Source organism: Microcystis sp. T1-4 (genome assembly GCF_000297435.1).
GTDB lineage: Bacteria > Cyanobacteriota > Cyanobacteriia > Cyanobacteriales > Microcystaceae > Microcystis.
Map to the genome: position 1 here is coordinate 1 of NZ_CAIP01000054.1, position 25,004 is coordinate 25,004.

General features: G+C 43.4%; 21 protein-coding genes and 1 pseudogene. 15 read left to right on the top strand and 7 right to left on the bottom strand.

Translation table 11 applies throughout. The features are described from left to right. Positions 1–596: 596 nt before the first annotated feature. The 9 genes and pseudogenes from MICAI_RS26775 to MICAI_RS03025 form a co-directional block, all read left to right on the top strand. Positions 597–930: pseudogene (locus tag MICAI_RS26775) on the top strand (RNA-guided endonuclease TnpB family protein); the annotation flags it as partial. Between the two features lie 39 nt (positions 931–969). Further along, the gene (locus MICAI_RS02990; RefSeq protein ID WP_002740183.1) at positions 970–1,563 is read left to right on the top strand and encodes a DUF3177 family protein; all 594 of its coding nucleotides are present in this window, start codon (positions 970–972) and stop codon (positions 1,561–1,563) included. Between the two features lie 32 nt (positions 1,564–1,595). Beyond that, positions 1,596–1,880: a DUF7734 family protein gene (locus tag MICAI_RS02995; RefSeq protein WP_008197515.1), complete on the top strand. Its 285-nt coding sequence runs from the start codon at positions 1,596–1,598 to the stop codon at positions 1,878–1,880. A gap of 228 nt (positions 1,881–2,108) precedes the next feature. Beyond that, on the top strand, positions 2,109–3,119 hold the full coding sequence (gene egtD, locus MICAI_RS03000) for an L-histidine N(alpha)-methyltransferase (protein ID WP_008197517.1): 1,011 nt from the start codon (positions 2,109–2,111) through the stop codon (positions 3,117–3,119). 40 nt (positions 3,120–3,159) lie between these two features. Continuing rightward, positions 3,160–4,515: a 5-histidylcysteine sulfoxide synthase gene (ovoA, locus tag MICAI_RS03005; RefSeq protein WP_008197519.1), complete on the top strand. Its 1,356-nt coding sequence runs from the start codon at positions 3,160–3,162 to the stop codon at positions 4,513–4,515. Between the two features lie 237 nt (positions 4,516–4,752). Next, positions 4,753–5,187: a VOC family protein gene (locus MICAI_RS03010; protein WP_039899529.1), complete on the top strand. Its 435-nt coding sequence runs from the start codon at positions 4,753–4,755 to the stop codon at positions 5,185–5,187. A gap of 101 nt (positions 5,188–5,288) precedes the next feature. Next, a complete protein-coding gene (locus MICAI_RS03015; protein ID WP_008197523.1) occupies positions 5,289–7,067 on the top strand; it encodes a S8 family peptidase in 1,779 nt (592 codons plus the stop codon). Positions 7,068–7,317: 250 nt separating this feature from the next. After that, complete coding sequence (locus MICAI_RS03020) at positions 7,318–7,866, top strand: response regulator (RefSeq protein WP_039899531.1); 549 nt, start codon at positions 7,318–7,320, stop codon at positions 7,864–7,866. Between the two features lie 162 nt (positions 7,867–8,028). Then, on the top strand, positions 8,029–8,808 hold the full coding sequence (locus MICAI_RS03025; protein WP_008197527.1) for a DUF1350 family protein: 780 nt from the start codon (positions 8,029–8,031) through the stop codon (positions 8,806–8,808). On the opposite strand, the gene MICAI_RS03030 is transcribed toward MICAI_RS03025, so the two are convergent. From MICAI_RS03030 to MICAI_RS03045, 4 genes are all read right to left on the bottom strand, one after another. Continuing rightward, the gene (locus MICAI_RS03030) at positions 8,805–9,518 is read right to left on the bottom strand and encodes a Uma2 family endonuclease (protein WP_008197529.1); all 714 of its coding nucleotides are present in this window, start codon (positions 9,516–9,518) and stop codon (positions 8,805–8,807) included. The genes MICAI_RS03025 and MICAI_RS03030 overlap by 4 nt on opposite strands. A 38-nt stretch (positions 9,519–9,556) precedes the next feature. Further along, positions 9,557–10,810 (bottom strand): FIST signal transduction protein, encoded by a 1,254-nt coding sequence (locus MICAI_RS03035; RefSeq protein ID WP_008197531.1) that lies wholly within the window; start codon positions 10,808–10,810, stop codon positions 9,557–9,559. A 153-nt stretch (positions 10,811–10,963) separates the two neighbouring features. After that, the gene (locus MICAI_RS03040; RefSeq protein WP_008197533.1) at positions 10,964–11,218 is read right to left on the bottom strand and encodes a SemiSWEET transporter; all 255 of its coding nucleotides are present in this window, start codon (positions 11,216–11,218) and stop codon (positions 10,964–10,966) included. Between the two features lie 125 nt (positions 11,219–11,343). Further along, positions 11,344–11,844, bottom strand: coding sequence for a L,D-transpeptidase (locus MICAI_RS03045; RefSeq protein WP_008197539.1), 501 nt, complete (start codon positions 11,842–11,844; stop codon positions 11,344–11,346). Between the two features lie 164 nt (positions 11,845–12,008). Here MICAI_RS03045 and MICAI_RS03050 point away from each other — a divergent pair, with 164 nt between their 5' ends. From MICAI_RS03050 to MICAI_RS03070, 5 genes are all read left to right on the top strand, one after another. Next, positions 12,009–12,884, top strand: a complete 876-nt coding sequence (locus MICAI_RS03050) for an ABC transporter ATP-binding protein (RefSeq protein ID WP_008197541.1) — start codon at positions 12,009–12,011, stop codon at positions 12,882–12,884. A gap of 457 nt (positions 12,885–13,341) precedes the next feature. After that, positions 13,342–14,145, top strand: coding sequence for an ABC transporter permease (locus tag MICAI_RS03055; protein WP_008197544.1), 804 nt, complete (start codon positions 13,342–13,344; stop codon positions 14,143–14,145). Further along, positions 14,146–14,901: an ABC transporter ATP-binding protein gene (locus MICAI_RS03060; protein ID WP_008197546.1), complete on the top strand. Its 756-nt coding sequence runs from the start codon at positions 14,146–14,148 to the stop codon at positions 14,899–14,901. A gap of 617 nt (positions 14,902–15,518) precedes the next feature. Beyond that, positions 15,519–15,950, top strand: coding sequence for a DUF4278 domain-containing protein (locus MICAI_RS03065; RefSeq protein WP_008197548.1), 432 nt, complete (start codon positions 15,519–15,521; stop codon positions 15,948–15,950). A 957-nt stretch (positions 15,951–16,907) separates the two neighbouring features. Then, on the top strand, positions 16,908–17,948 hold the full coding sequence (locus MICAI_RS03070) for a fatty acid desaturase (RefSeq protein WP_008197550.1): 1,041 nt from the start codon (positions 16,908–16,910) through the stop codon (positions 17,946–17,948). 431 nt (positions 17,949–18,379) lie between these two features. Here MICAI_RS03070 and MICAI_RS03075 read toward each other — a convergent pair whose 3' ends face one another. Together MICAI_RS03075 and MICAI_RS03080 are read right to left on the bottom strand one after the other, a co-directional pair. Further along, positions 18,380–19,966: a serine/threonine-protein kinase gene (locus tag MICAI_RS03075; RefSeq protein WP_008197551.1), complete on the bottom strand. Its 1,587-nt coding sequence runs from the start codon at positions 19,964–19,966 to the stop codon at positions 18,380–18,382. Between the two features lie 460 nt (positions 19,967–20,426). Beyond that, on the bottom strand, positions 20,427–21,917 hold the full coding sequence (locus tag MICAI_RS03080) for a UDP-N-acetylmuramoyl-L-alanyl-D-glutamate--2,6-diaminopimelate ligase (protein ID WP_008197553.1): 1,491 nt from the start codon (positions 21,915–21,917) through the stop codon (positions 20,427–20,429). Positions 21,918–22,492: 575 nt separating this feature from the next. On the opposite strand from MICAI_RS03080, the gene MICAI_RS03085 reads away from it, so the two are divergent. Next, positions 22,493–23,239 carry a DUF4079 domain-containing protein gene (locus MICAI_RS03085; RefSeq protein ID WP_008197555.1) on the top strand — a complete coding sequence of 249 codons (747 nt, stop codon included), beginning with the start codon at positions 22,493–22,495 and terminating at the stop codon, positions 23,237–23,239. A 40-nt stretch (positions 23,240–23,279) separates the two neighbouring features. On the opposite strand, the gene MICAI_RS03090 is transcribed toward MICAI_RS03085, so the two are convergent. Continuing rightward, positions 23,280–24,698, bottom strand: coding sequence for a hypothetical protein (locus tag MICAI_RS03090; protein WP_008197557.1), 1,419 nt, complete (start codon positions 24,696–24,698; stop codon positions 23,280–23,282). Positions 24,699–25,004: the final 306 nt, after the last annotated feature.

A 25,004-nucleotide genomic window follows, 5' to 3' on the forward strand; every position in this document is an offset into this window, starting at 1 on the left:
ACTGACTACTGACTCCTGACTCCTAACCCTAACAACAATTTTTGATTTTTACAAGAGGTCTTATGAATACACTAGCTATTAGGCAAACTGTGGGGCTTATTTAGGGGTTAGCTTGCGATCGCTGATTGTTTTTCAATCCCTAATAGGGATTTCATGCTCAATCTGGTTATTAAAAAGTGATTTTTTATTCTCCGTTTTGCCTTTTTTCCCTCGATGACTGCGGGTCTAGTTCTGGCTTGCGCTAATCCAGAGCGCCACTTAGAATCTAGGAAACCTGACGGTTATAGCGAGGATGGATGGGCCGCTTTCTCTGAAACGCGATCGCCAAATAAGTACAAATTAACTGTCAACTCAAAGCGGCACCACCGCTTCGATAGTCAAGTAGTTCTAAACCCGATAGCGATCATAACAATCCACTTCTGGTTCCCGGTCATGCCAGGGTAAAGAGGGATTGAAGATGTGATATTGTCATTACTATTTCTTTGGCGCTAAAATGTTGACAATCGGTCAGGCATTGTCAAAATGTTTGTCCTTGAATACAAAGTTAAGCCAACACCTAATCAGATAGAAGCCATTAATGAAGGAATTTAATTAGAAACACTTATTTAGTCTATGCAGGCTTAAATCTTAGAGGCATGGTCAAAAATCGTCATTTAGCCAAGTCAATAACAGCTGCAGGATGGTCTGTTTTTAGGCAATGGCTGGAGTATTTGGGGGATAAATATGGCAAGCTAACTGTAGCTGTCTTGTCGGGACGGGAATGCCCCTGTAAACATTCTGCAAAAGGGATTAAGTAGCCTGGGGCGCGCGCACCCCCCTTGCCCCCCCGACGTCGGGGGGGCAAGGGGGGGGAGGGATTCCCTCTCGGCTAGTTGGAGAAATCTGCCAGCTAACGGAAACTCAATCGATAAAAAATCCCTGTCTCTTTAGAGCGGAGATCGTCAAATTGTCATTATGTCTAAATAATTTATGAATCAGCTTTGGTTTCGTCCTCTCGTTTGGATAGATTATCGTTTAGCCGTGCTATTTACGGTGATTATCCCGGCAATTTTGTTGATTTGGTCTTTATTTGCAAAAATCGAATCATTGCAGAAATTGTTGATTATCTATTGGCGAGTGGCTAGTCTTTTATTAATTACCGTATATTTAATGATCGCTTCCTGGCCGATTGGTTTTGTCACCAGTTTTTTGGCGAAGATTTTAATCCCGATTTCCCTCTGGTTTTGGGTGGATATTAACGATGAAATTAAAGATTTACCCGCCAGTCCGATTAAATTTGTCACCACTGCTTGGCGTTGGGCAGTAACTATCTATTCTCCTTTGGGTGCGATTTCTACCTTACCTTTTCTCTCCTGTGCTATGTCAGGGGAATTGCTAAATTCTCCCTATTGCCAGGTTTGGCAAGAAGCCCCCTGGCAGTTTCGCGAGATTTTTCATTCAGAAGCTACTGCTAACGTTTTGGGCTTTTTTGGTTTGGTTGGTCTCTCTTTTTATACTCTCTATTTTGCCCATTTTCTTCTTATTCGCCTCGGCAAACAGGGCCGTTCAGCTTTACAACAATAAGTTTTTAGCTATCGATAATTAGCCATTTTTCTATGAATATTGGTAAACAACTCGAACAATACACCCTCAAAAATCCCCAGGAGGTTTTATTGGTGACTATTACTGTGGATGGGGAGGAGGAAGAAATCTCTATTTTTAAAGGTTTTTCTAGTTCCCTTACCCGCAGCACCCCCTACGATCCCGATATTCCGATTATTCCTGAAACGGCGACAATTATTAGGATAGATCGTCTTGCCAGTCCCTATCATCCCCTTAACCCTCGCTATATTCAAGAAAATCTTACTTTAGAGGAAATACAGTCTTTACTGATTACTTAAATTGGTAATTTTGCTTAGATAACATCAACTTACTAGGGATCAATTTAACAGCTTTTATTGACCATCCATAAACTTTGTCTATCTAGACAAAAGGTAAATTTGCGGCGTTTTAGTGGTAAAATTACCAGGGAACGATAATCCCTGCCAGTATTCAAGCTGTCAAAGTGGATTTTCTCCCCGGCATTGATCGAGAACAATTAAAAAACTGGAGAGTAATCTGGAGAATCTATGCAACTTAACCCATCTAACCAAGAACTATTACAAATTGAGTATTTAGCTACCGCTGCCACTGGTCAAAATATGGTTAAACATCAGGGAAAAGATGTGATTGAAGGATTAACTAAAACCCCCAAAAGTTTACCATCTAAATATTTTTATGATCAGCAAGGTTCCCAACTTTTTGAAGCAATCTGTCAATTGCCAGAATACTATCCCACTAGGACAGAAGCGGCTATTCTCCAAGAATATGCTCAAGAAATTGTCGCCTATACAGGGGCTTGCGAATTGATCGAATTAGGTAGTGGTAGTTCCACTAAAACTCGTCTGTTATTGGATGCTTATTATCACCAGCAAAAATCCTCTAAATATCTACCTATTGATGTTAGTGAAACTATTCTCAAAGCTAGTGCCATAGAATTACAAAAAGAATATCCTAATTTACCCATTCAGGGGTTAATTGGAACCTATGAACAGGCCCTAGCCTATTGTCAAAACCCTTCCTATAAGACCAGAATGATTTTTTTCTTAGGAAGTTCGATCGGTAATTTTTCTGCGGCTGAATGTGATAAATTCTTAGAAAAAATTGCTACTGTTTTAAAAGCTGGAGATTATTTTTTATTGGGGATTGATCTGCAAAAACCAGTGGCAATTTTAGAAGCAGCTTATAATGATGCTCAAGGGGTGACAGCCGCTTTTAATTTAAATATGCTTTCCCATTTAAATTGGCGTTTTCAAGCTGATTTTAATCTTGATTTATTTAGTCATCAAGCTATCTATAATCAAGATCAATCTCAAATTGAAATGTATTTAATTTGTCAAAAGACTCACTCTGTTCATCTTAAAAAACTCGATTTAACGGTTAATTTTCAAGCGTCGGAAAGTATTTTAACGGAAATTTCCCGTAAATTTAACCTAGAAACTATGGAAAAAGACCTAGAATCAAAGGGATTAAAACCCCTCAAGGTTTTCAGTGATACTGAAAATTTCTTCGGTTTAATTCTCTGTCAATTATCTCTGTAAATCATGAAAACATTGTGGTCAGCAATAAAGGCATAAAAACATGGAAAAGATGCAAGCACAGGCTCCTATCTCTCTAAACAACTGTAGTCGAGAAAATATACTAGACTATTTTGAAAATGCTTGGCAATTAGAAGATATGCTGTTAAAAAGCATCATCAAAGAAGAAGCTTTTTACTGTAACCCTGACGATTTAAGAAATCCCCTCATTTTTTATTTAGGTCATGCTGCCGCTTTTTATCTGAATAAATTGCAGCTGGTTAACCTATTAAAAAAAAGCCCTAATCCTGACTACGAATTATTGTTTGGAGTGGGAGTAGATCCAGCAACTCCTGAAGAATTAAACTCTGCTATCGCCCAAATTCAGTGGCCTGGGGTGGCTAAGGTTTGGGAATATCGGCAACAAGTCTCGGAAATTGTGGTCGAAATAATTAAAAATATCCCCCTTAATCTTCCTATTCATCCTCAGCATTCTCTCTGGGCATTAATGATGGGAATTGAGCATCAGCGTGTTCACTTTGAAACATCTTCAATGTTACTCAGACAACTGCCCTTAGATTGTCTGCAACGTCCTCCAGGTTGGCATTATGCTCCTTCTTTTGGTCAAGCTTATCCTAATCAAATGGTGGAGGTTTCTGGGGGAATGGTAGAAATTGGTAAACCCCAAAATTCTCCTATTTATGGTTGGGATAACGAGTATGGTTATCGTCAAGTTCAAGTTAACAATTTTCTGGTGAGTAAATATATGATTACCAACGGAGAATTTAAAGAATTTGTCCATGATGGTGGCTACGAAAATCCCTGCTATTGGGATGAGGAAGCTTGGCAATGGAAAAATCATTATCAAGTCAAATATCCTAAATTTTGGCTGGTAGATGAGGGAGGAAATTATCAATATCGAGCCATGTTTGATGTTTTCGATTTACCTCTGGATTGGCCAGTAGAAGTTAACTATTATGAAGCAATAGCCTACTGTCGTTTTCAAGGTCAAGGAATACGTTTAATGACCGAAGCTGAGTGGAATTTAGTCACCTATGGCAGTCAAAAAAATCGAGATTACACCCTAGAAAACGATAACTTTGAGGACTATAACCTCAATTTAAAATTCTGTTCTCCCACTCCCGTAGGAATGTTAAAAAATGCTGGTAATAACTCAGAAATTTATGATTTACGCGGTAACGTCTGGGAATGGCTAGAAGATGATTTTAATCCCTTAACTGACTTTCAACCCCATTACCTATATGCTGACAATTCCACTCCTTTCTTTAATAGTCAACATAAAATGATGTTAGGAGGAGCTTGGGTGACTAACGGCACAGAAATCCTACCCTACTATCGCAATTGGTTTCGCCGGAATTTTTATCAACACGCTGGTTTTAGAATCGCGCAAAGTCTTTAGGTGGGGTGTGGGGTGTGGGGTGTGGGGTTTTACCCATTTTCAGGGGGTCAATTACCTAATTTTCAGGGAAAAAGTGCCTAATTTCCCCCCCCGATTACTGCAAAGGCCAGCACTTTTTGATGTCTTGAGATTTATTCGGCCAATCCTAGGTAATTGCCAATTAAAAAAAATTCCTGGAAGAGTCGCCCCTCGATCGCTACAATGGAACCTATTAGAATGCCGATAAACTCGATCGCCATGAATCAACCTGCAATTTTTCATCTCGCTATTCCGATCACCGATGTGTCCACCGCTAAAAGCTTTTACTGTGATGGTTTAGGTTGTTTAGCGGGAAGGGAAACCGAGAAAGCGATAATCTTAAATTTCTATGGTCATCAGGTAGTCGCTCACGTCACTGAAATGCCTCTTACTCGCCAAAATAGCATTTATCCTCGCCATTTTGGTCTAATTCTGCCGGATGCCAGGGATTGGGACAATCTTCTCGCACAAGCACGAGTCAAGCAACTAAAATTTTATCTAGAACCAAAAACTCGCTTTCATGGGGAGATAACCGAACATAAAACCTTCTTTCTGGAGGATCCCTTCTATAACCTCCTCGAATTTAAACATTATCGCCACTATGAAGCTATTTTTGCCAGTCGGCAATTAACAGCGATCGGCGATCGAGCTTAAAATAAACAACAGGGGACTTTTTTGTCAGGGGAACTTCCCTCAGATTCTCTCATCAAAACCCCAAAAACCTTGGCTGGCAATGCTCAATTCTTAGGAAATCTATGAAAAAACTTTTATTGTTAACCCTATTCATTATCGGTCTAGGATTTGCTCTCTTTAACTTTACTGGATTAGCCAATCGGGGCGAATATCAATCAATTTTAATCGACTTTAAGGACGATGTACCCGTCAGCGTCCTCGATGAGCAGTTAAATGCTATCAACAAAAAAGCGGGAAAAACCACCAGTTTAAATAGTATTTTTTCCATCGATGAACATCTTTACACCGTGGAAGGAGATAGCAAACTTCTGAAAACTCTCCGCAATTCCGACCTAAAAAAATACACCGAATCGATCGAACCCGATTATATTTATCATGCTTTTATCGCCCCTAACGACCCCAACTATAGCAAACAGTGGAACCTAAGGGGGATAAACATCGAACGCGCTTGGGAAGAAAATCAGGGACAGGGGATCACCGTCGCCGTTATTGATACAGGTGTATCAAAAGTTCCCGATCTGCGAGAAACCGAGTTTGTGGAAGGCTACGACTTCGTCAACGATCGCAGCAATGCCGAGGACGATAACGGTCACGGAACCCATGTAGCGGGAACAATTGCTCAATCGACCAATAATAACTACGGGGTGGCTGGCATCGCCTACAAAGCCAAAATTATGCCCCTCAAGGTGCTTTCCGGGACGGGTGGGGGAACCGTGGCAGATATCGCCGAAGCGATCCGTTTTGCCGTCGATAATAAAGCCGATGTCATCAATATGAGTTTAGGGGGTGGAGGGGAAACCCAAGTAATGAAAGAGGCGATCGAATATGCCTATAGTAAAGGTGTGGTAATCGTCGCCGCCGCCGGTAATGCCGATGATAATTCCGCCGCCTATCCTGCCCGTTTTCCCCACGTTATCGGCGTTTCTGCGGTAGATGCCTCCGGAAATAAAGCCCCCTATTCTAATTTCGGGGCCGGAGTCGATATTGCTGCCCCAGGCGGCTCCGATACGGGTAAAATTATCCAAGAAACCATCGATCCCGCTAACGGGGGGGAACCGGCGTTCCTCGGTTTTCAGGGAACCAGCATGGCAGCCCCTCACGTTGCTGGGGTGGTAGCTTTAATCAAAGCTGCGGGAATTAAAGAACCCAGTGCAGTTTTAGAGGTTTTGCAACAGTCAGCCCGTAAGATCAATGATGATCCCTTTAATCATTTTGGGGCCGGACAATTAGACGCGGGCAATGCCCTACAATTGGCCCTCAAAGGACAGATTACTTTCCGGGATTTTTGGCGTTGGTTGCGCGATAACGGTTATCTCAATCCCCGTTTCTGGATTGATGGCGGTGCGGTGGCGGTTTTGCCCAAAATGGCCATGGTTTTGGGTTCTTATCTCCTCGCTTGGTGGCTGAGAAATTATTTTCCCTTCTCCTGGAACGGATTTTTGAATGCTGGTCTAATTTTTGGTAGTTCTGGCTTATTTTTCCTCAGAGGTCTTTATATCTTCGATTTACCCCAATGGCCTTTCCGAGTCATGGGGAGTTCTCTTTCTGACCTAGGAGGCGTTATTCAGGGCAGTTCTGCCCTTAATCCGCTTTTTGCCAGTGTTATCCTGCCTTTTGTCCTGATTGCCCTGCTTTTAGGTCATACTCAAGCAAAATGGTTAGCGGTGGGGGTAAGTTTAGCCATGGCGGTGACTTTAGGGATCAGCGCCGTTATCGATCCTACTCTGGTCTGGTTAGGTTCTGGTAGGATCGCCCAGGCATTTTTGGGCGTAAATGCGCTTTTATGTCTCGGTTTAGGTTATTTAGCCCTAAAAAGTGCTAGTTCATCCCGATACGCTTAAACAGGGGTTACAATGGGACAACAAAGGTGATCTACCGATGAAAACCTCTTTGGTTTTGGTATCTTCCTTTTGTTTTGCATTGAGTTCTCCTACAACAGCAGCCTCGGACATTAACCGAGGTTTTTTCTTTATGGTGTATCTTAGTTTCTAAGGGTTTTTGGGGAATCCTCAATCCCTATCCCGAAAGTTTCCCCCAATATCCCCTCGAATCATCGAGTTTATCCATTGTCTCTTTTCTATGGTGTCTATCGTGTCAAATCATAAAATTCTCGTTATCGATGACAGTAAAGTGATCAGGATGCACGTTCGCGATATGTTACCGGAGGGTAACTTTGAATTCCTCGAAGCGAAAGACGGATTAGATGGCTATCATCTCATCCGCACCGAAAACCCGAATTTGATTATTTTGGACTTCCTTCTCCCAAAAATGAGCGGTTGGGAGGTGTTTCAGCAAATCCAAACCGAAGATAATCTCAAAAGTATCCCCCTAGTGTTGATGTCGGGACGGAAAGAGGAGGTAGTAGAGAAAATCCCCGAACCTTTCCAGCATTTTGCCTTTATTGAGAAGCCTTTCGACCAAAAACAATTGCTACAAGCGATTAAAGAAGCGATGGCCAAGGCCAAACAATATTCTCCCAAACCAACAGTTTCTAACCCGAAACTAGAGGAACTCACCGGGGATTATAGCACCGATATTCAGACTCTCCAGTCCCAAATTGCCCAAATGCAAACAGAAATGGAAACTATCAAAAAACAAATGTCTCAATTAGTGGCTTTTATTAAGAAAAAACTGGCCTAGAACTATTCATCCCGATCTTTGATGACTTGGGCAAGCAGTTATCCTTATCCAGCCGGGCCAATCTCTGGCTAATCTCCTATCCCTTTTCCACAGGATTTACTATAATATGAAGTGGTGTTTATTTGGTGAGTGACTAATTTATTAATTCACTGATAACTAATTATGAATTGGCAAGAAATAGCGGGTAATTGGGTTTTTCTCCCCCGTCGTCCCCGGGGTATCATTCACTTTTTAGGGGGGGCATTTGTAGCGGCAGCCCCCAATATTACCTATCGTTGGTTATTAGAAAGTCTTGGGAATTCAGGATATGCTATTGTTGCCACTCCCTTTGTTAATACCCTCGATCACAAATCGATCGCCCGCACAGTTTTAAACCGTTTTGATAATATTATTGAACGTCTGCGCTGGAATCATAGTCTGCCCCAAGGTTATCTCCCCATCTACGGATTGGGTCACAGTATGGGGTGTAAACTGCATTTATTAATCGGTAGTCTCTACGAAGTGGAACGGGAAGGAAATATCCTCATTTCCTTTAATAATTATCCGATTCGTCGGGCTATTCCCTTTATCGAACCTTTGCAAATTGACACCACTTTTAACCTTGAATTTACCCCTTCCCCCGAAGAAACAAACGAGTTAATTTTCCAAGATTATGCCATTCGTCGCAATCTTTTAATCCGTTTTCAAGACGACACGATCGATCAATCTCTGGTATTAAATCCCCTGCTAAAAAAACGCTTTAATGATTTAATTGCCCTGCGAACTCTCCCGGGTAATCATCTCACTCCCTTGAGTCAAGATGTCAGTTGGCAAACCGGAGAAGTATTTACTCCCCTTGATGCGATCGGCCAATGGTTAAAACAGGGACTTGCCCGGGATAATTCCCGTCTCAAAGATGAGATTCTCCACTGGTTAAATCCCGTCCTTCCCACCTCTCGTTAGCTTTCCTCTAGATTAATCCCTATTGCCCGTAATTGCGCCTCTATGCGGGCTAATTTTGCCTCAGCTTCCCGGGCCCGTTGCCGTTCCTGTTGGGCTTGCTGTTCGGCGGTCCTAGCCCTTTGTTCGGCTAATTCCGCTTTTTGCTTGATTTCTAGGGTGGTCAAAAACCGCGAGCCATCGGGATAAAAAATAGCTAACTGGGGACTCTCCAGTTGAAAACGAATCTGTAGAAGCGGACTCTGCCAATTATCGATCGCGGCAATCATCTCCAATTGATCACCCCTGCGCCACCAACCCTGTAGATCATTAGCATCGGGATCGTAGAGATAATATTCTTCTACGCCAAAACGCTGATAAAATTGCCATTTTCGGCGCATTTCCGCTTTTGTGTTGCCCGGAGAGAGAATTTCAAAGACCACCTGCGGCGCAATCTCGTCCTCTAACCATTGCTTATAGGAACCTCGATCGCCCTTGGGTCTGCCAAACACCACCATAGCATCCGGCGCTTGACAGGTTTTATTATCCCCCTCGACGGGATACCACAACAGATCGCCGGCGATAAACACATGGTCATTGTCTGCGAATAAACATTCGAGATTTTCCTTAATCGTCACAATCCAGCGAAACTGTTTGGTATTATCGGCCATCGGTTTACCATCACTATCGGGATAGATAATCTCCGACTCAGAGAAAGATATCGCCTTTATCATCGTTCTACTCCCTAGCGTACTAAATATTTAGTATAGCATTAAATTCCCTGACGAAAGAGGGCAAAAGCCGAGGTATAACCGTGTAAAAAAGTGCGACCGGCCACCGGCCCGATTTCTCCGTTGCAAAAGAAGCCAGCGAGGGGAACATTGGCGAAATAACGCTGAAAAAGACCCGAATCAAAGTCCGGTTTTTCGTAGAGATTTTCCCCGCGGCCGAGACAGGAAAAGATTAAAGCACCTAGTACCTCTGAACTGTCGGGTTTTTCTCGGGGAAAAGCTTGCAGAAGTAATTCTAAATCTAGAGCGGAAGTGTCGGCATCGCGCAGGTGAAATTGTACCCGCTGCCCCGGACGCACTCGATCGCCAATTGCGATCGCACCTTGGCGAGGATCTACTCCCAAAACATTGCGAATTAAGAAATCCCCGGCCCGCAACTGCATTTTAAACTCATCCCTAGCAATACCGATAAAAAGGGAGTGTTGCGCTAATTCTCGGTCTTTTTCGCTCAAGGAGGCAATTAAATCCCGCAGTAGATTTAAAGGTGGTTGGGGAGTCCCATCGGCCCCTTTACCGGTCATGGAGATGATAATATTGCGTTCTCCCTCACTTACCTGATAAATCGGTCCAATGGGACGACAACCCTGGGCGACGATAGTTTCGACGATAATATTGCCAGAAAGGGCAATTCCTACGGTTCCCTGACGATAGAGATAGCTATTACGGGGTTTTTGTTGATCGTGGTAGAATAGACCCCCAGAACGTTCGATCATGCCGCCACTGACTAAACCGCCGATTTTGGCCGAACCGGGGTAGGCAAAATCCAAACCCTCTAACAGATCATTGATGCGACTGGAAAAAGGATCGGCTAAAAGGATAAATTGGGGATTTTTGGCCGCTTCTACCCCTAATAATTCTGTCCAACTAGAGGGGGAACTGTCGAGATCGGGCATTTCCGCCGCTTCGATATAAAAGGGCTGCACTTCCACATCCGGCAAATGGGCGACGGTGAGACTTAAAGCCGGACTCGCTTCGATTTCTCGCGCTTTTTCCCTCTCACCCATGCCGACAATCCCCGCCCCACCGCAGCCGATCAGCACAGGAACGGGGAGTTTATCCAAGATTAAGGGAACTAAACGGGGATAGTCGCTGGCATAGGCAGAAGAAATAAAAATTATGGCTAGATCTGCCGATCCAACTAGCTTATCTTGCACTTTTTCTACTACCTCCGTCACCGCCGCTTCTAGGGAGGGACGGGTTGATAGGGCATTAATCCACTCGATGCGATTGCTCATGTTTCTTGACCCCAAATTTGGTCTCAATGGTCAAAGATGATTATCTTAACAATAAATTAACCTAAAAATCCTATCCGCGCCCCTAGATGGCCCAATAAATTGTAGAATTGTCATGACGTGAGCCAATAGGGCCGCAAGGGATTGTCAGTTATTTTAATCATATTTAATCTTAAAATAGAGAATTGTCCCCGCTAAGATAAAAGTCACAAAATTAGCGATAATAATCGGTTTACTGCTCATATAAAGACCGTAGATGAGCCAAAGAAAAACCCCCAGACAAAAGCAAATAAACATAGTTAGGGACAAGTCCTTAGCCGAACGATAACGCCAAGTTTTAATCACTTGGGGTAAAAAGGAGACAGTGGTTAATATTCCCGCCACGATCCCGATTAGTTCAATAATATTCACCGATTATCCTCTTTGCTCAGTTTCTCTCATTTTAAACTGTTGACTATCTAAATTACTGGTTAAGACGGCTCTCTCCACATCATCGGGTAAAGTGTTGGTGAATGGGAAAAAATTTCCCATTGTTTCTATTGAGCGACTACTATCACCGAAGTGCCGATTTGTACCTTTTCAAATAAAGCCTTTATATCTCGATCGCGCATCCTAACGCAACCGTGGGAGACGGCCCGGCCGATGAGATTTTCTTGGGGTGTACCGTGAAAACCGATAAAATTGGCACCATCAGTCCAAAATCCGATCCAACGCGCCCCTAAGGGGTTGTTTTTTCCCGATGGGACCAGTTGCCCGGTGAAAGGATGTTCCCAGACCGGTTCCCGCACCATCTGAATCACCCTAAATTGTCCCGTCGGGGTTTCCCAACCCGGACGACCGATCGCCACTGGGTAAGATGCAATTATTTTCTGTCCTTGGTAAACAAAAACCCGTCTTTTTTTTAAATTCAGCAGCAAACGGGTTTCCGTTCGGATTACCGTGGTTGCGGGGGGGGAATTACCGAGACTAATGGGGGGATTGAGGAAAAATTCCCCTATTCCTAGACATAAACAGAGAATTGGCAGAAAAACTCCCATCGGATACCGGCAAAGTCAAGATTTTTCATTCGTATTCTAATCTGATTGTGAAGATGTCAAACCAAAGTCGATAGGATGAACCCGAGGGGGGAGGATAAAATCGCCGTCGAGTTAGACTAATTCGGTTACACTAATCCATAGCTGGAATATTAACTTTTGTAACTATGACCGCCGCTATTGCTCTCGATCGCGTTTCTAAAATCTATAACAATCTGCCAGTAGTTAACGAGCTTTCCTTTGCCATCGAAAAAGGGGAAATCTTTGGTTTACTCGGTCCCAACGGTGCGGGAAAATCGACGACAATCCGCATGATTATCACCCTAACCGAAGCAAGTCAAGGAGAAATCGAAGTGGCGGGGTATAATGTGAAAAAATACCGCGATCAGGTGAAAAGAAATATAGGGGTAGTCTTGCAACAGATTAGCGTTGATGGGGAATTAACCGTCTGGGAAAATCTGGAATTTCACGGCCGGATGCACCATATCCCCAATCCCCAGAGACAGGAATTAATCGATCGCTATTTAGATTATGTCAGTTTAAGCGATCGAAAATCTGCCCTGGCCAAAACTCTGTCCGGAGGGATGAAACGACGTTTACAGATTGCTCGCGCCCTTCTTCACGAACCAAAAATCCTCTTTCTCGATGAACCAACTGTGGGTTTAGATCCCCAAAATCGTCGTCGTTTGTGGGAAGTAATTCGCGATTTAAACCAGCAAGGAATGACAATTTTGTTAACCACTCACTACATGGAAGAAGTGGAATTTCTCTGTCAGGATAACGCCGCAGGAAAACCAGGCAGAATTGGCATTATGGATGGGGGCAAATTAATCGAATTAGGAACTCTAGCGGATTTTCGTGCTAAGTATGGCGAGGGTTTAGTTATCAAACAAGTTGGCGATAAAATCGATTATAAATTCTTCCCCACTGTGGCCGATGCTAACTCTTATCTGGACACTTTGAGTGATAAAACTGGAGTAATGTGCCGCCCTTCCAACCTCGAAGATATCTTTGTGGAACTGACGGGACATCAATTAGATTAAATTCTGGTTTTAGCTGTTGGGAAATTATTCGGCGTTCGGTTTTTGACTGCGGTTTTTCGGAGATTAGCTGTGTTTAAATTGGCATTTATTGACTTTTAAGCTAAGACGCATTTAAACCGCTTATTCTTAGATTATCCGAACCTCCCCCAATCGCTTTACTGTTGCCTTTTGCCTCTTGCCTCGTCTCAACAAGCAATTTAAATACTTAACAACTTAGAGTCTAGGTCAATTAGCTGAGGCTGTGCCTAAAAACCGAATTCAACCCTAAAAAAAGAGGCTTTTAGCGGTTTTTAAGCTTTTTGAGCCAGATAAATGACCTAGTGGGGGAACTTTTTTCCTAGAGGGAGAGTCGTCGGAAACTGGATAAAAACTAGAGTCCCCCGTTGATCGATAGACAAAATTGACGGTAATCGTTTAGAATGAGGCACTGAATACTGACGAGATGACAATTATCCCTATGACCGATCTCCAAGCAAAAACTAGATGGTCAACAGTGCGGCGATATTACGAATTGCTTAGTGTTTTAGTGGAACGTAATCTCAAGGGACGCTATCGGGGTTCTTTTCTGGGGGTTTACTGGTCCTTGTTAAATCCCCTGATTATGACTGCACTATACACGGCAATTTTCGGCACGGTTTTCGCCTCTTATTTTGATAATTCTCTAGTTAACTATGTCCTAGCGGCTTTCACTGGTTTAGTAGTAATAAATTTCTTTAATGCTTCCACTAACCAAGCTTTACCTAGCATCGTTAGTAATGGCAGTATTTTAAATAAAATTCGTCTGCCAGTTAGCATTTTTCCCCTTTCCATGGTAGTGGCAAATATTTTTCAATTTGCTATTAGTATCTTTCCCCTTTTGGCTATAGTGACTCTCTGGAAATCTCAAAGTTTAATTAATGTAATTGCTCTGATTTTTCCTGTGATCGGTCTTTCTCTGGTTTGCACGGGAGTGGGTTTCTTTGTCAGTACCCTCTACGTTTTCTTCAGAGATTTACCCTATTTTTACGAAATTGTTTGTTTTGTCGCTTGGATTAGCAGCCCGATTTTCTATCCCCCGGAAATTATTCCTCCTTCCGTACAACCATTTCTGCTATTAAACCCATTATTACCGGTAATTGAAAGTATTCGCCAATTGTCCCTTTCTCCCGGATTACCAGATTTTGGTTTGATATTTCAATCTCTACTCGGTGGGATCATCATCTTAGGAATTGGTTGGACTTGCTTCCGACTCTGGCGACATTTATTTATGGATTTATTATAAATGACAGAAGTAATTCGACTCGATCAAGTGTCTCTCCAAAGACGCACTCAAGAAGAATTTTCCTACGATCTAAAAAGGACAATCTTCTCTATTCTTGAAGGTAAATATCGTCAACCGGCCAAAAAATTAGTGCTAGATGATATAGATTTAGTCATTAATTCTGGAGCAAAGTTAGGTATCATTGGAGCTAATGGCGCAGGAAAATCTACTCTCTTAAAAGTTATTTGTGGTATTCTGGAACCGACAAAGGGACAGGTGAGAGTTAGGGGACAAATTGCTTCTCTAATTGAATTAGGAGCGGGTTTCGATCCAGATCTACCAGTAAAAGATAATATTATTCTCTATGGGGTAATGCTGGGATTTTCTCGTCAGGAAATGAAGGAAAAAACCAAAGATATCCTCGACTTTGCTGAATTAGAAGAATACATGGGAGCGCCGGTGAAATCTCTTTCTTCCGGGATGGTGGCTCGTTTAGGATTTGCGATCGCAACAGAGGTTCACCCCGATATTCTTATTCTTGATGAAGTCCTTTCCGTCGGGGATGAAAGTTTTAAAAATAAGTGTAAACGACGTTTAAAAAAATTCTGGAATTCTAACGCTACTATTTTAGTAGTTTCCCACGATTTGACTTTAATTCAAGAGTCCTGTGACCAAGCAATTTGGCTGAATAAAGGCCAGTTGCAATGTCAGGGTGCATCGGAAGATGTAATCAAGTTTTATTTGGATTCCGTGCATCAAAATGAAGTTAATTTTTAATTAAGTAGGTAATCTCAATTAATTTATCTACGTTTGGCTCTCTTGGGTTTGGTGGGTAAAATGTATTATAGGGTACATTCCTGCTGGCGGTCGCAACGCGCTCGCTACGCGAGACCAACTGGAACGAACCACAAAGACCCAAAGGACACAAAGATTGATCGCTTCTAGATAATCTAAACTTATCACACAAAGAATAAGAGAGCCTACGTTTTACTTAGTCGAAAACGCTGTAACAAAATAAAAAACCTCGGTGTCCAGCCGAGGTAGCGCTAAGTTATGTAGGAGAACTCAAGCAAATCTGTCAATGGGGCAAACCCAAACCCCGAAAACTTTTTTAAGCTAGTAGGCCAAGTTTTTTACCGTTGTCTCGGACTCAAGGAATCATATTCTGTCCGATACTCCTCGAGACAATCTGAACTGGCTTGCTGTCTTGGCTGTTTTGCTTTAACTTTTAGTTCATGTAAATAAATGTAACAATATTTTTACAAATTGTAAAGAAGGATTGACAAAATAAAACTTATATGTTGCATAAGCTGAGTTAATATTTTTCGCCGATCGAAGCTAGGGAGGTAATATATAGGGAGATTGGTTCACTAGCGTGACAAGGTGTATCCAGAATGTCCTATTTGTTTTTATTACCACTGTTCACCGCTGCCTTGGCTGCCTATTTCTGGCAGAAGTCCAGCGATGAGATCGCTTATCTCGCCAGTGCCGCCACGGTAATTAGTTTAGTGTTGAGTCTGGTTTTAGCCCCTTGGCAGATTCAGCTATTAATTCTCTTGACAGTTGTGATTGTCGTCACATTTTTATGGCAAGGACGAGAAGAGCAAAAAAATGTCCTCGTCTCCACTCCAGAAACCGCCGGCGAGAAAAAGTACCGTGGCGCCACCTATAGGGAGCCAACAGTCGCCGAGGCTCCTGTCAAGGAGCGAGGGGGTAAATATCGCGGTGCGGAGGTTAAAATCACCAATAATCCCAGGGTAGCTAACCCAATTCGCTCCTCATCTCTCAAATATCGCGGCGCTGGTTCAGGAAACAAAGACCAGTAATCAGTTATCAGTAATCAGCCATCAGATCAGGTGAGAGAACATTAGTCATAAGTAGGGGCTGCTGAAAAACTTTTTCAGCAGCCCCTACTTAGCTTAGCTGCCCAGTATTGCCGTCTGAGTGCGCGTCGGGGCAAAAACCTGCTGCCGTTGCTGTCGCTCATTCTATCCTGGTGATTGCTTATCATACTAAATCCTTTGAGTATAGGCTACATATCAGGACAGGCACTCATGCAAGAGGCACTCATGCAAAACGGAGAATAAATAAGTAGTCGTGCAAAATTAATTTCCTAGTGAAGATAGGCACTCATGCAAGAGGCAAGAGGTGTTTAGATATGTGTAATTAATTTTGCTTAGGTACTTAATCAGTTTTTAATAACCAGATTTAGTATCATCTTATCTCTCGTCAAGAACCTTCCCTAGATTTAGGGGCTGATTATTTTGACCAATAACGACCCGAAAGTGCGAAAAAACGTCTGGTTAAAAGTTTGGAGAAGCTTGGTTATCAAGTTACTCTTGAGTCTTTGGCGGTTGTTTCTTAAATTGGTCTAAAATACGGGTAAATCTGGCTGTTATCCTTGAAGACAGCGGCCAAATCGTTCATAACGCTTTTTAGTTGCGTTATCATTTTCTAGTCAGTCCCGATGAAAAAATTTTCACCCCCACAGAGGAAAGAGATTTCCTTCCCTACACCCGACACCCCACACCCTACACCCCACACCCTCTTTCCAGTCAGGAGGCAAAAGGCAAGAGGCAAGAGGCAAAAGTCAAATTTTGCCAAAACAGAAAATCTCCTCTTATGGTATATAAAGTAAAGGATTATTAAGCTTCGCAGAAGTTTATTAATTAAAGTTCAAAATATATTGACAAAAAAATTGGCTTGTGGTAGGGAGCAGAATTTAGCCAAACCTCCTAGCTGATTTCTTGTCAAAGGTTCACCTAAGTGTAATTGGAGATTTCATGACGGCAACGACGGATAAATTGCCTGGGGAGTTGATCACCTCGATCGAGCCAGACTTTAAACTGAAAGATATTATTAAAAGCATTCCCAAAGAATATTTCCAGAAAGACCCTGTTAAGGCTTGGTTGGGAGTGATTATGAATATTTTGGCGGTAATTGCGGGTTATGCGATGCTAGTTTATTCTCCCTGGTATTTACTGCCTTTAGCTTGGATTTTCACTGGTACAGCCTTAACGGGATTTTTTGTGATCGCGCATGATTGCGGTCATCGGTCTTTTTCTAATCGACGCTGGGTTAATGATCTTGTCGGTCATATTTTCCTGTTACCGCTTATCTATCCCTTCCACTGCTGGCGTTTCCTGCACGATCGCCATCATGCTAAAACTAACATGGTAACTATAGATAATGCTTGGGATCCGTGGGAATTAGAAGCTTTTAACTCGGCCAATCCCCTAGTGCGTCTCTTTTATCGCGGCATTCGCGGACGTTTCTGGTGGCTCGGTTCGATCGCCCACTGGGCTATTCTACACTTCAATATCGAACAATTCAAGGAGAACGAACGGGAAAAAGCGCGCTTTTCGATGATTGTAGTTCTGGTTTTTGGCGCTATTTTTTTCCCAACCCTCATTTTCTACACTGGTGTCTGGGGATTGGTTAAATTTTGGGTGGTGCCTTGGTTTGTCTATCATTTTTGGATGAGTACCTTTACCCTTGTCCATCACACGGATCCCGATATTCAATTTTTCCATCCCGAGGACTGGAATCAAGCTTTAGCGCAACTAGAAGGAACGGTTCACTGTAGCTATCCCCGTTGGGTAGAAATTCTCTGTCACGATATTAATGTCCATATCCCCCATCATATCTCGACGGCGATTCCTTCCTATAACCTCCGCAAAGTTCACGCTAGTCTCCAAGAAAATTGGGGTAGTCACCTAAAAGAAACTGAGTTTTCTTGGCCATTAATGAAACGAATTGTTGATTATTGCCATATTTTCGACTCCGAAACCGCCTACAAAACCTTTAAGGAAAGCCGCGGTTAAATCAGTTATCAGTTATCAGTTATCAGTTATCAGTGGGTAAGTTGTCAGTGATCAGATTTGAGTTTTAAGTGAGAGTATTAAATATCAGTTATCAGTTATCAGTGATCAGATTTGAGTTTTAAGTGACAGTATTAAATATCAGTTATCAGTTATCATACTAAATTCGGTTATTAAAAACTGATTATTTATTCCCCCTTTTGCCTTTTGCCTCTTGCCTTCTGCCTCTTGCCTTCTGCCTCTTGCCTCTCCTGATATGTAGCATATACTCAACGGATTTAGTATCAGTTGTCAGTGATCAGATTTGAGTTTTAAGTGACAGTATTAAATAGAAGTTTCCTCCTGTCTTTTCACTGATTACTGTTGACTGAGCACTGAAAAAAGCTCCCTGCTCCCCAATTTATAATTCATAATTCATAATTCATAAGGAAAGATTACCAGGAACTGCGTTTACCATTGGGCATAACTGTTAACCAATTGGTTTTTGCTAGGGCGATTTGTTCTGGAGTTACTTGGGCATCAGAGAGATTAGCACCGCAAAGATTAGCGTTTTTGAGATGAGCATAGCGAAGATTGGCTCCGATAAGATTCGCCCCGCGTAAATCGGCTCCTTCGAGGTCTGCATAACCGAGATAGGCATTATTTAAATTGGTACTTTTGAGAATAGCTTGACTGAGATTAGCCCGGCCTAGATCCGCCTTGGACAGATCTGCCCCTTGTAAATTAGCTCCTGTTAATTTGGATTGACAGAAATTTACGCCCAAAAGTTTTGCTTTGGCAAGATTGAGATTCGGTAATTCCTCTTGGGCGAAATTGCGCCGGCCGTTATTGTAAGCATCGAGAATCGCTTTTTCATCTAAGCGACGTTTTTTCTTCAGTAAGGTTATATCTGTGCTGCTGCGGGCTTGACCCCTGGATAATACATTTGTATTAATTATTTGAAGAGCCATCTGTCCGTCCAGCATATTATTTGGAGAGGCCTCCCGATTTTTATTTTTGGGGCGAAATTTAGAATTGAGAGGGGCAGAAACGGAGAAATTACCCATCGGACTTGAATCTTCTGGAGGTTTCAGGGGAGTCCCCACTGGAGCAGCGATTAAACTTTGGGCTAGACTATCGGCATAAGCGGTCATGTCTAAAGCATCCATTACCTCTTGGGCGGATTTGTAGCGATGACGGACAGAGACTTCCAGCATTCTTTTCAGGACTTTAGCAAACTGGGGACTCACCTGGACTAATTTTTCCCAGAGTAATTCACCTGTATTAACATCAACTTCGATCGCTTTAGGGGATTTGCCCGTGAGTAGATAGAGACAGGTAACTCCCACTGCGTAGATATCACTAGCATAGACGGGACGCATAGCCATCTGTTCGGGAGGGGCAAAACCTTGGGTCCCCACGGCAAAATTAGTCAAAGCGGTTTGAGAATCGGCATTGGCAATGACGGTATTAACTTGATTTTTGACGGCCCCAAAGTCAATCAGAACCAATTTTCGGTCTGTTTGCCGACGAATTAGGTTAGCGGGTTTGATATCCCGATGAATTACCTTTCGCTCGTGGACATATTGCAAAATTGGCAACAGTTCACTTAAAAACTGTTTGACTCCCGCTTCGCTAAACGGTCCGCGTTTTTTTACCTCTTGGTGCAGGTTATGACCTTTAACGTATTCTTGAACTAGATAAAACTGTTGATTATCTTCAAAATAGTCCAATAATCGGGGAATCTGCGGATGAACGCCCAGTTTTGCCAAGGTTTCGGCTTCTCGGTCAAAAAGTTCCCTGGCCATGGCAAAAACATTAGGATCGTCAGTGGAAGGTCGCAGTTGTTTGACCACACATAGGGGTTTACCCGGTAGGGACAAATCCGATGAGACAAAAGTTGTCCCAAACCCTCCTTTCGCCAAAATGCCTAGGGTTTGATAGCGGTCGTGCAGAAGAAGTTTTGAGCCGCAACTCGCGCAGATTAACGCTGTCGGGTCGTTTTTCGGTTGAGAACAGTTGGGATTAAGGCAGTAGGTCATCGAGAGTCACCAATTGACCGATACTTTTTGGCTAACAGATAAGCTGTTCGTAATTTAAATTGCTTGTTGAGACGAGGCAAGAGGCAAGAGGCAAGAGGCAACAGTAAAGGGATTGAGGGAGATTCGGCTAATCTTAAGAATAAGCACTTTAAATGCGTCTTAGCTTACTAACAATGCACTTTTAGGAGATTCTCATTCTCCTCGAGAGGGGGCATCTCCCAAAGTCTCAAACCAGAGGACTGAGACAATCAAAGCGCTTGTGTCGTTTTGGTTATCGACTAAAACAGCGCCTTTTTTGTGTCATTGCTTAGTTAACGCAGGGGCAACTTATCAAGACAGGGGTTGCTCCTTAACTGGGATTCTTACCTAATCCTCCCCAGTTTATCACAGATTTTAAAATTGGCTACTGGTGTCAATTGTCAACTAATGTTAGCTTTTGTTGATAATTCATCACCGCTAATCACCTTTTCACTTTCATCAAAGCGGCCCGGGCCTGTTCGCGGTCATCGAAATGGATTTTTTCCGTCCCCAAAATTTGATAATCTTCATGACCTTTACCCGCAATAATTACCCCGTCTCCCGGTTGTGCTGCTTGAATCGCCGTGTCAATGGCCAAAGCGCGATCGCTAATTACCTGCACGGTAATTTCTGGGGGAATGCCAGCGATAATATCCTCAAGGATTCGTTCGGGAGACTCTGTGCGGGGATTATCGGAGGTAACTATGGCTAAATCTGCTAATTCTGCCGCTATTTTCCCCATTAACGGTCGTTTTGTCCGATCTCGATCGCCGCCACAACCAAAAACACAAATCATCCGACCGGAAATAAAAGGCCGGGAAGCTTTTAAAACATTCTCTAAACTGTCGGGAGTATGGGCATAATCGACAATGACGCTGATATCTTGGTCAGGCGCGATGCTAACCCGTTCCATCCGCCCCGGTACTCCTGAAAACTGGGGAATTTGGGCGATTACTGTCTCTAAATCTACACCACATTCTAACACTGCCGCCACCGCCGCTAAGAGGTTAGCTAGATTATATTGACCCACCAGAGGGGAAGCAAAGGCTATTTCTCCTTGGGGAGTCACCATCACCCCTTCCACTCCCGTGGGTTGATAGTGTAAATCCTTAGTATAAAAATCGGCACTAGCATCGGACACACTATAGGTTAAAACCTGTTGGGGAGAGAGGGAGGCCGCTAAACGTTGACCATAGGCATCATCAAGGTTAATAATCGCCTTACCTTGCAGATAATCGGGACTAAATAATTTAGCTTTAGCGGCAAAATAATCCTCCATGTCGAGGTGATAATCGAGATGGTCCCGGGTGAGATTAGTAAATACCGTCACGGGAAAAGTACAACCCTGTACCCGTCCCTGGGCCAGTGCATGGGAACTAACTTCCATGACGGCGATTTCATTGCCGGCGCTCACCGCTTTGGCTAAACTAGCTTGTAACTCGTTAGCGAAAGGGGTGGTATGATTAGCGGTTTCTTGGAATCCTTGCCAACGGGTGTAAAGAGTCCCGAATAACGCGGTGGCAATCCCCGCTTGGCTGAGAAAATATTCAATTAAATGGGTGGTGGTGGTTTTGCCGTTGGTTCCCGTCACACCGATTAATTTTAGGGTAAAGGCCGGATAATGATAGAATTTAGCAGCGATCGCAGCAGTGGCAGTAACTAAATCTGCCACAACGATTACGCAAGCATCCTCCGGGGGGGGAAATTTAGCAGCGGCTGCCGGGGAGATAAGCGCCGCTACGGCCCCGCTTTCCAAAGCAGAACGCCAAAATTCGCCGCCATCGACGCGAGTACCGGGTAAACCGATAAATAAATCTCCCGGTTGACAAGCATGGGAATTGGTAGAAATTCCTGTAATCTCGGTAATAGAAGCGATAGGAGAAGAAATCGGGGAAACCAGAGGGATAGTTGTTAAAAGTTCTTGTAGTTTCATAGTCAGGATTGAATCTAGGGATTGCTGCTTTTAGATTAGCCGATTATCAAAGAGGTTCCTAGTCCGAAATGGGGAAGTGGGGTAGTGGGGTAGTGGGGAGATGGGAATTATGAATTATGAATTATGAATTATGAATTATGAATTATGAATTGGGGAGAAGGGAGTGGGTAGTGGGGTAGTGGGGAAATGGGGTAGTGGGGAAGTGGGGAGATGGGAATTATGAATTATGAATTATGAATTATGAATTGGGGAGAAGGGAGTGGGAAGTGGGGAGATGGGGAAGTGGGGTAGTGGGGTAGTGGGGTAGTGGGGAAATGGGAATTATGAATTATGAATTATGAATTGGGGAGAAGGGAGTGGGAAGTGGGGAGATGGGGAAGTGGGGAAATGGGGAAGTGGAGCATTTGGAGGAAATTTCCCTAAACCCCTAAATCCCTATCACCCTATCACCCCAAAACCCTATCACCCTATCACCCTATCTCCTGCCTCCTGATATCTGCGATAAGCTAAAAAAAACAAGGCTATAGCTTGTCAACTGTTGACGATTTTCTGCTGACGATTTTCGGGATACTTATATGCAATTCGTCGATTTTCTGGCTCTCATTCATCCTATCCTAGCGATAGTGGTCGTTTTCCCTATTATCGGCCTCGTAGTTAACTTTGCTTGGCAAACCCGTCAACGTCGCCTAGAAACCAACGCGGGAAATAAAAGTAAAATTCCCCCAATGGTCGGGCCAGAACATCTACGCTTAGGCCGCTGGTTAACGGGTACAGTGGTAGGGGTTAACCTGTTAGCACTAGCTTACTCGGTCGTTTACGGTTTTAATGGTTTTGTCGATAAACAAAAAGACGGAAAATTAGACTCCTTTCAGGTCATTTTTGTGATTTTGATGTTTTTTGTCACCATTGCCTCTTTGGTCTGTCTCTACCGCGCTAGACAAGCTCTCTGGCGCGGAATTTTTGCCACCTTGACTGGCATCGGTTTAATTATTATCGGTTCTCAGGATGGGGTCTGGCGACTCTCGGACCAATGGTACTGGTCTCACTACTATATCGGCATGGCGGCATCATTACTGATGATTTTCTCTCTGGCCATTGTCGAAGATATCTATAAAGACCGTTCCCATCGTTGGCGCATCGCCCATACAATTCTCAATTGTATCGCTCTGGCTCTCTTTCTGGGACAAGCCATGACTGGTTCGAGGGATTTGCTGGAAATTCCCCTCAGTTGGCAAAAACCGGCAATTTATCGCTGTGATTTCACCAATAAAACCTGTCCTGAACCGAAATCCTCAACCCCCCCCATCAACCCGATAAGTTAAACTTTTTTAGGGACTGGGAGAGGGTGAAGGAGTCGGGAAATTAATCACACTCAGATTCATCCGGAGCGGTATCGATGGGTTCCTCACACCAATTGGCAATCTTATCAAGTTGGGGAAATTGGGGTTTCAGGTCATAGATTAATTCAGTCCATTCTACCCCTTGGGTCACAGCAACAGCACCGCTATTTGAGTCACAGTCTGTAATTTCGCCCCAATTTTTACCCCAGGCAGCACCGATGAAAGTACCAGTACCGGTTTTACCGAGGGAATAGTCAGGAGCAAAGATAAACGCTTGTAGTGTTTGGTCTCCTCTCAGACAAATTTGCGGCGCAGCGGAACCTAATCCATTATCGGCATAAATTTGTAGATTGCCCGGTTTACAGCCAGTCACACTACCACAGTCGTGTTCGATGGCACCGTTAATATTACCTCTAACATAGAAAACTACCCGTTGCCCCGGAGTAATGGTAATCTTCTCGTCATCTTCCTCATCCAAGTTGATATTATCAACGATATACTCGTACACTCCGCTGGGAGATGCTGTGTCTCCCGTTCTGGGAAAAGTTTCAGAACTGGTAAGTGCCAGGTTTTTCTGCTCATCGCGAAGGCCAGTGGGAATCGGCGGTAAATTGGGGAAAGGGACATCGACAAATTGTGCCGTGTAGGGGGGATTGAGTGCGGGTGTGGGCGGTTCAATCTTATCTTGTTCAGCCTCACATTCTGGACTCACCACCTCCTCCACCACATCCCCTTGAAATCTAGCACCATCGTCCGCCGTTCCTTCACTTATCCATAAAGCTGGGACCGTGGTGCGGTTAAATGCGGGGCGAGGGGCATCAAGAATAGGGATAGTTACCACCACGCGGTTACGGGAGGCGGCATTATCGTCACTATCTATATCCGGACCAGTGTTAGTTAGGTCTGTTGCGGCACTGATGCGAGAACGTCCTTCGAGGGTGAGAACTCCCTTACCAGGACCAGTACTATAATCGTATCCAACCACGCGATAATAACGATTATTACCGAGCTCAAACCATGTATTTGCGCTCAAACCTCTTAATTCATTGATTTTTGCCGTCAAGGTATCAGCATCGTTGGGATTACTGCAGGAGGAAGCGGCGTCGACTAATTTTTTTAAATGTCTTTGTAAATTGGTACTGGGATTAGCAACCACTTCGGCGTTCTGCCAACAATCGCCACCGGAAGTACAATTACTATCAACCGTCGCCATAACTCGCACGCTATTAAGTAAATCCTGCACGCGAGCCACTCCAGTTTCGGAACTTGTTAAAGCATCAGCCCGGACTTTTTGGGCAATTACTTTCGATTGGTCCCCTTGGGCGCGCATGATCATAGTCATTCCTGTCACCATCAGGATAAGTCCAATTAACACGGCAAGGGGCAAGGCAAACCCTTTTTCCCTATTAGCCATCAGGTGAAGGCATAAACGATTGTTCATAAGCCAGTCCATCTAAGAATGGTTACCTTTATTATACTAACAAGTAGCTGGTTATAATTAAATTGAAGATGTATCCTCCCTGCCTCCCTTGATAACGGGGGTGCAGATTCTCCCTTATTAAGCGCGGTATCTGACAGTTTTTAACACCTAACTACTGTTCAAGTTTTGGTCAAGTGACAACTGTGATAATACAGGGATAACACTGTGAGTAAAATCACAGACAAAAGCCAGTTGATACGATAATCAGCCAATAATTTTTCGATAAGTATGTAGGCGTTAAAAATTATCAGATGCCCCCCTTGATAA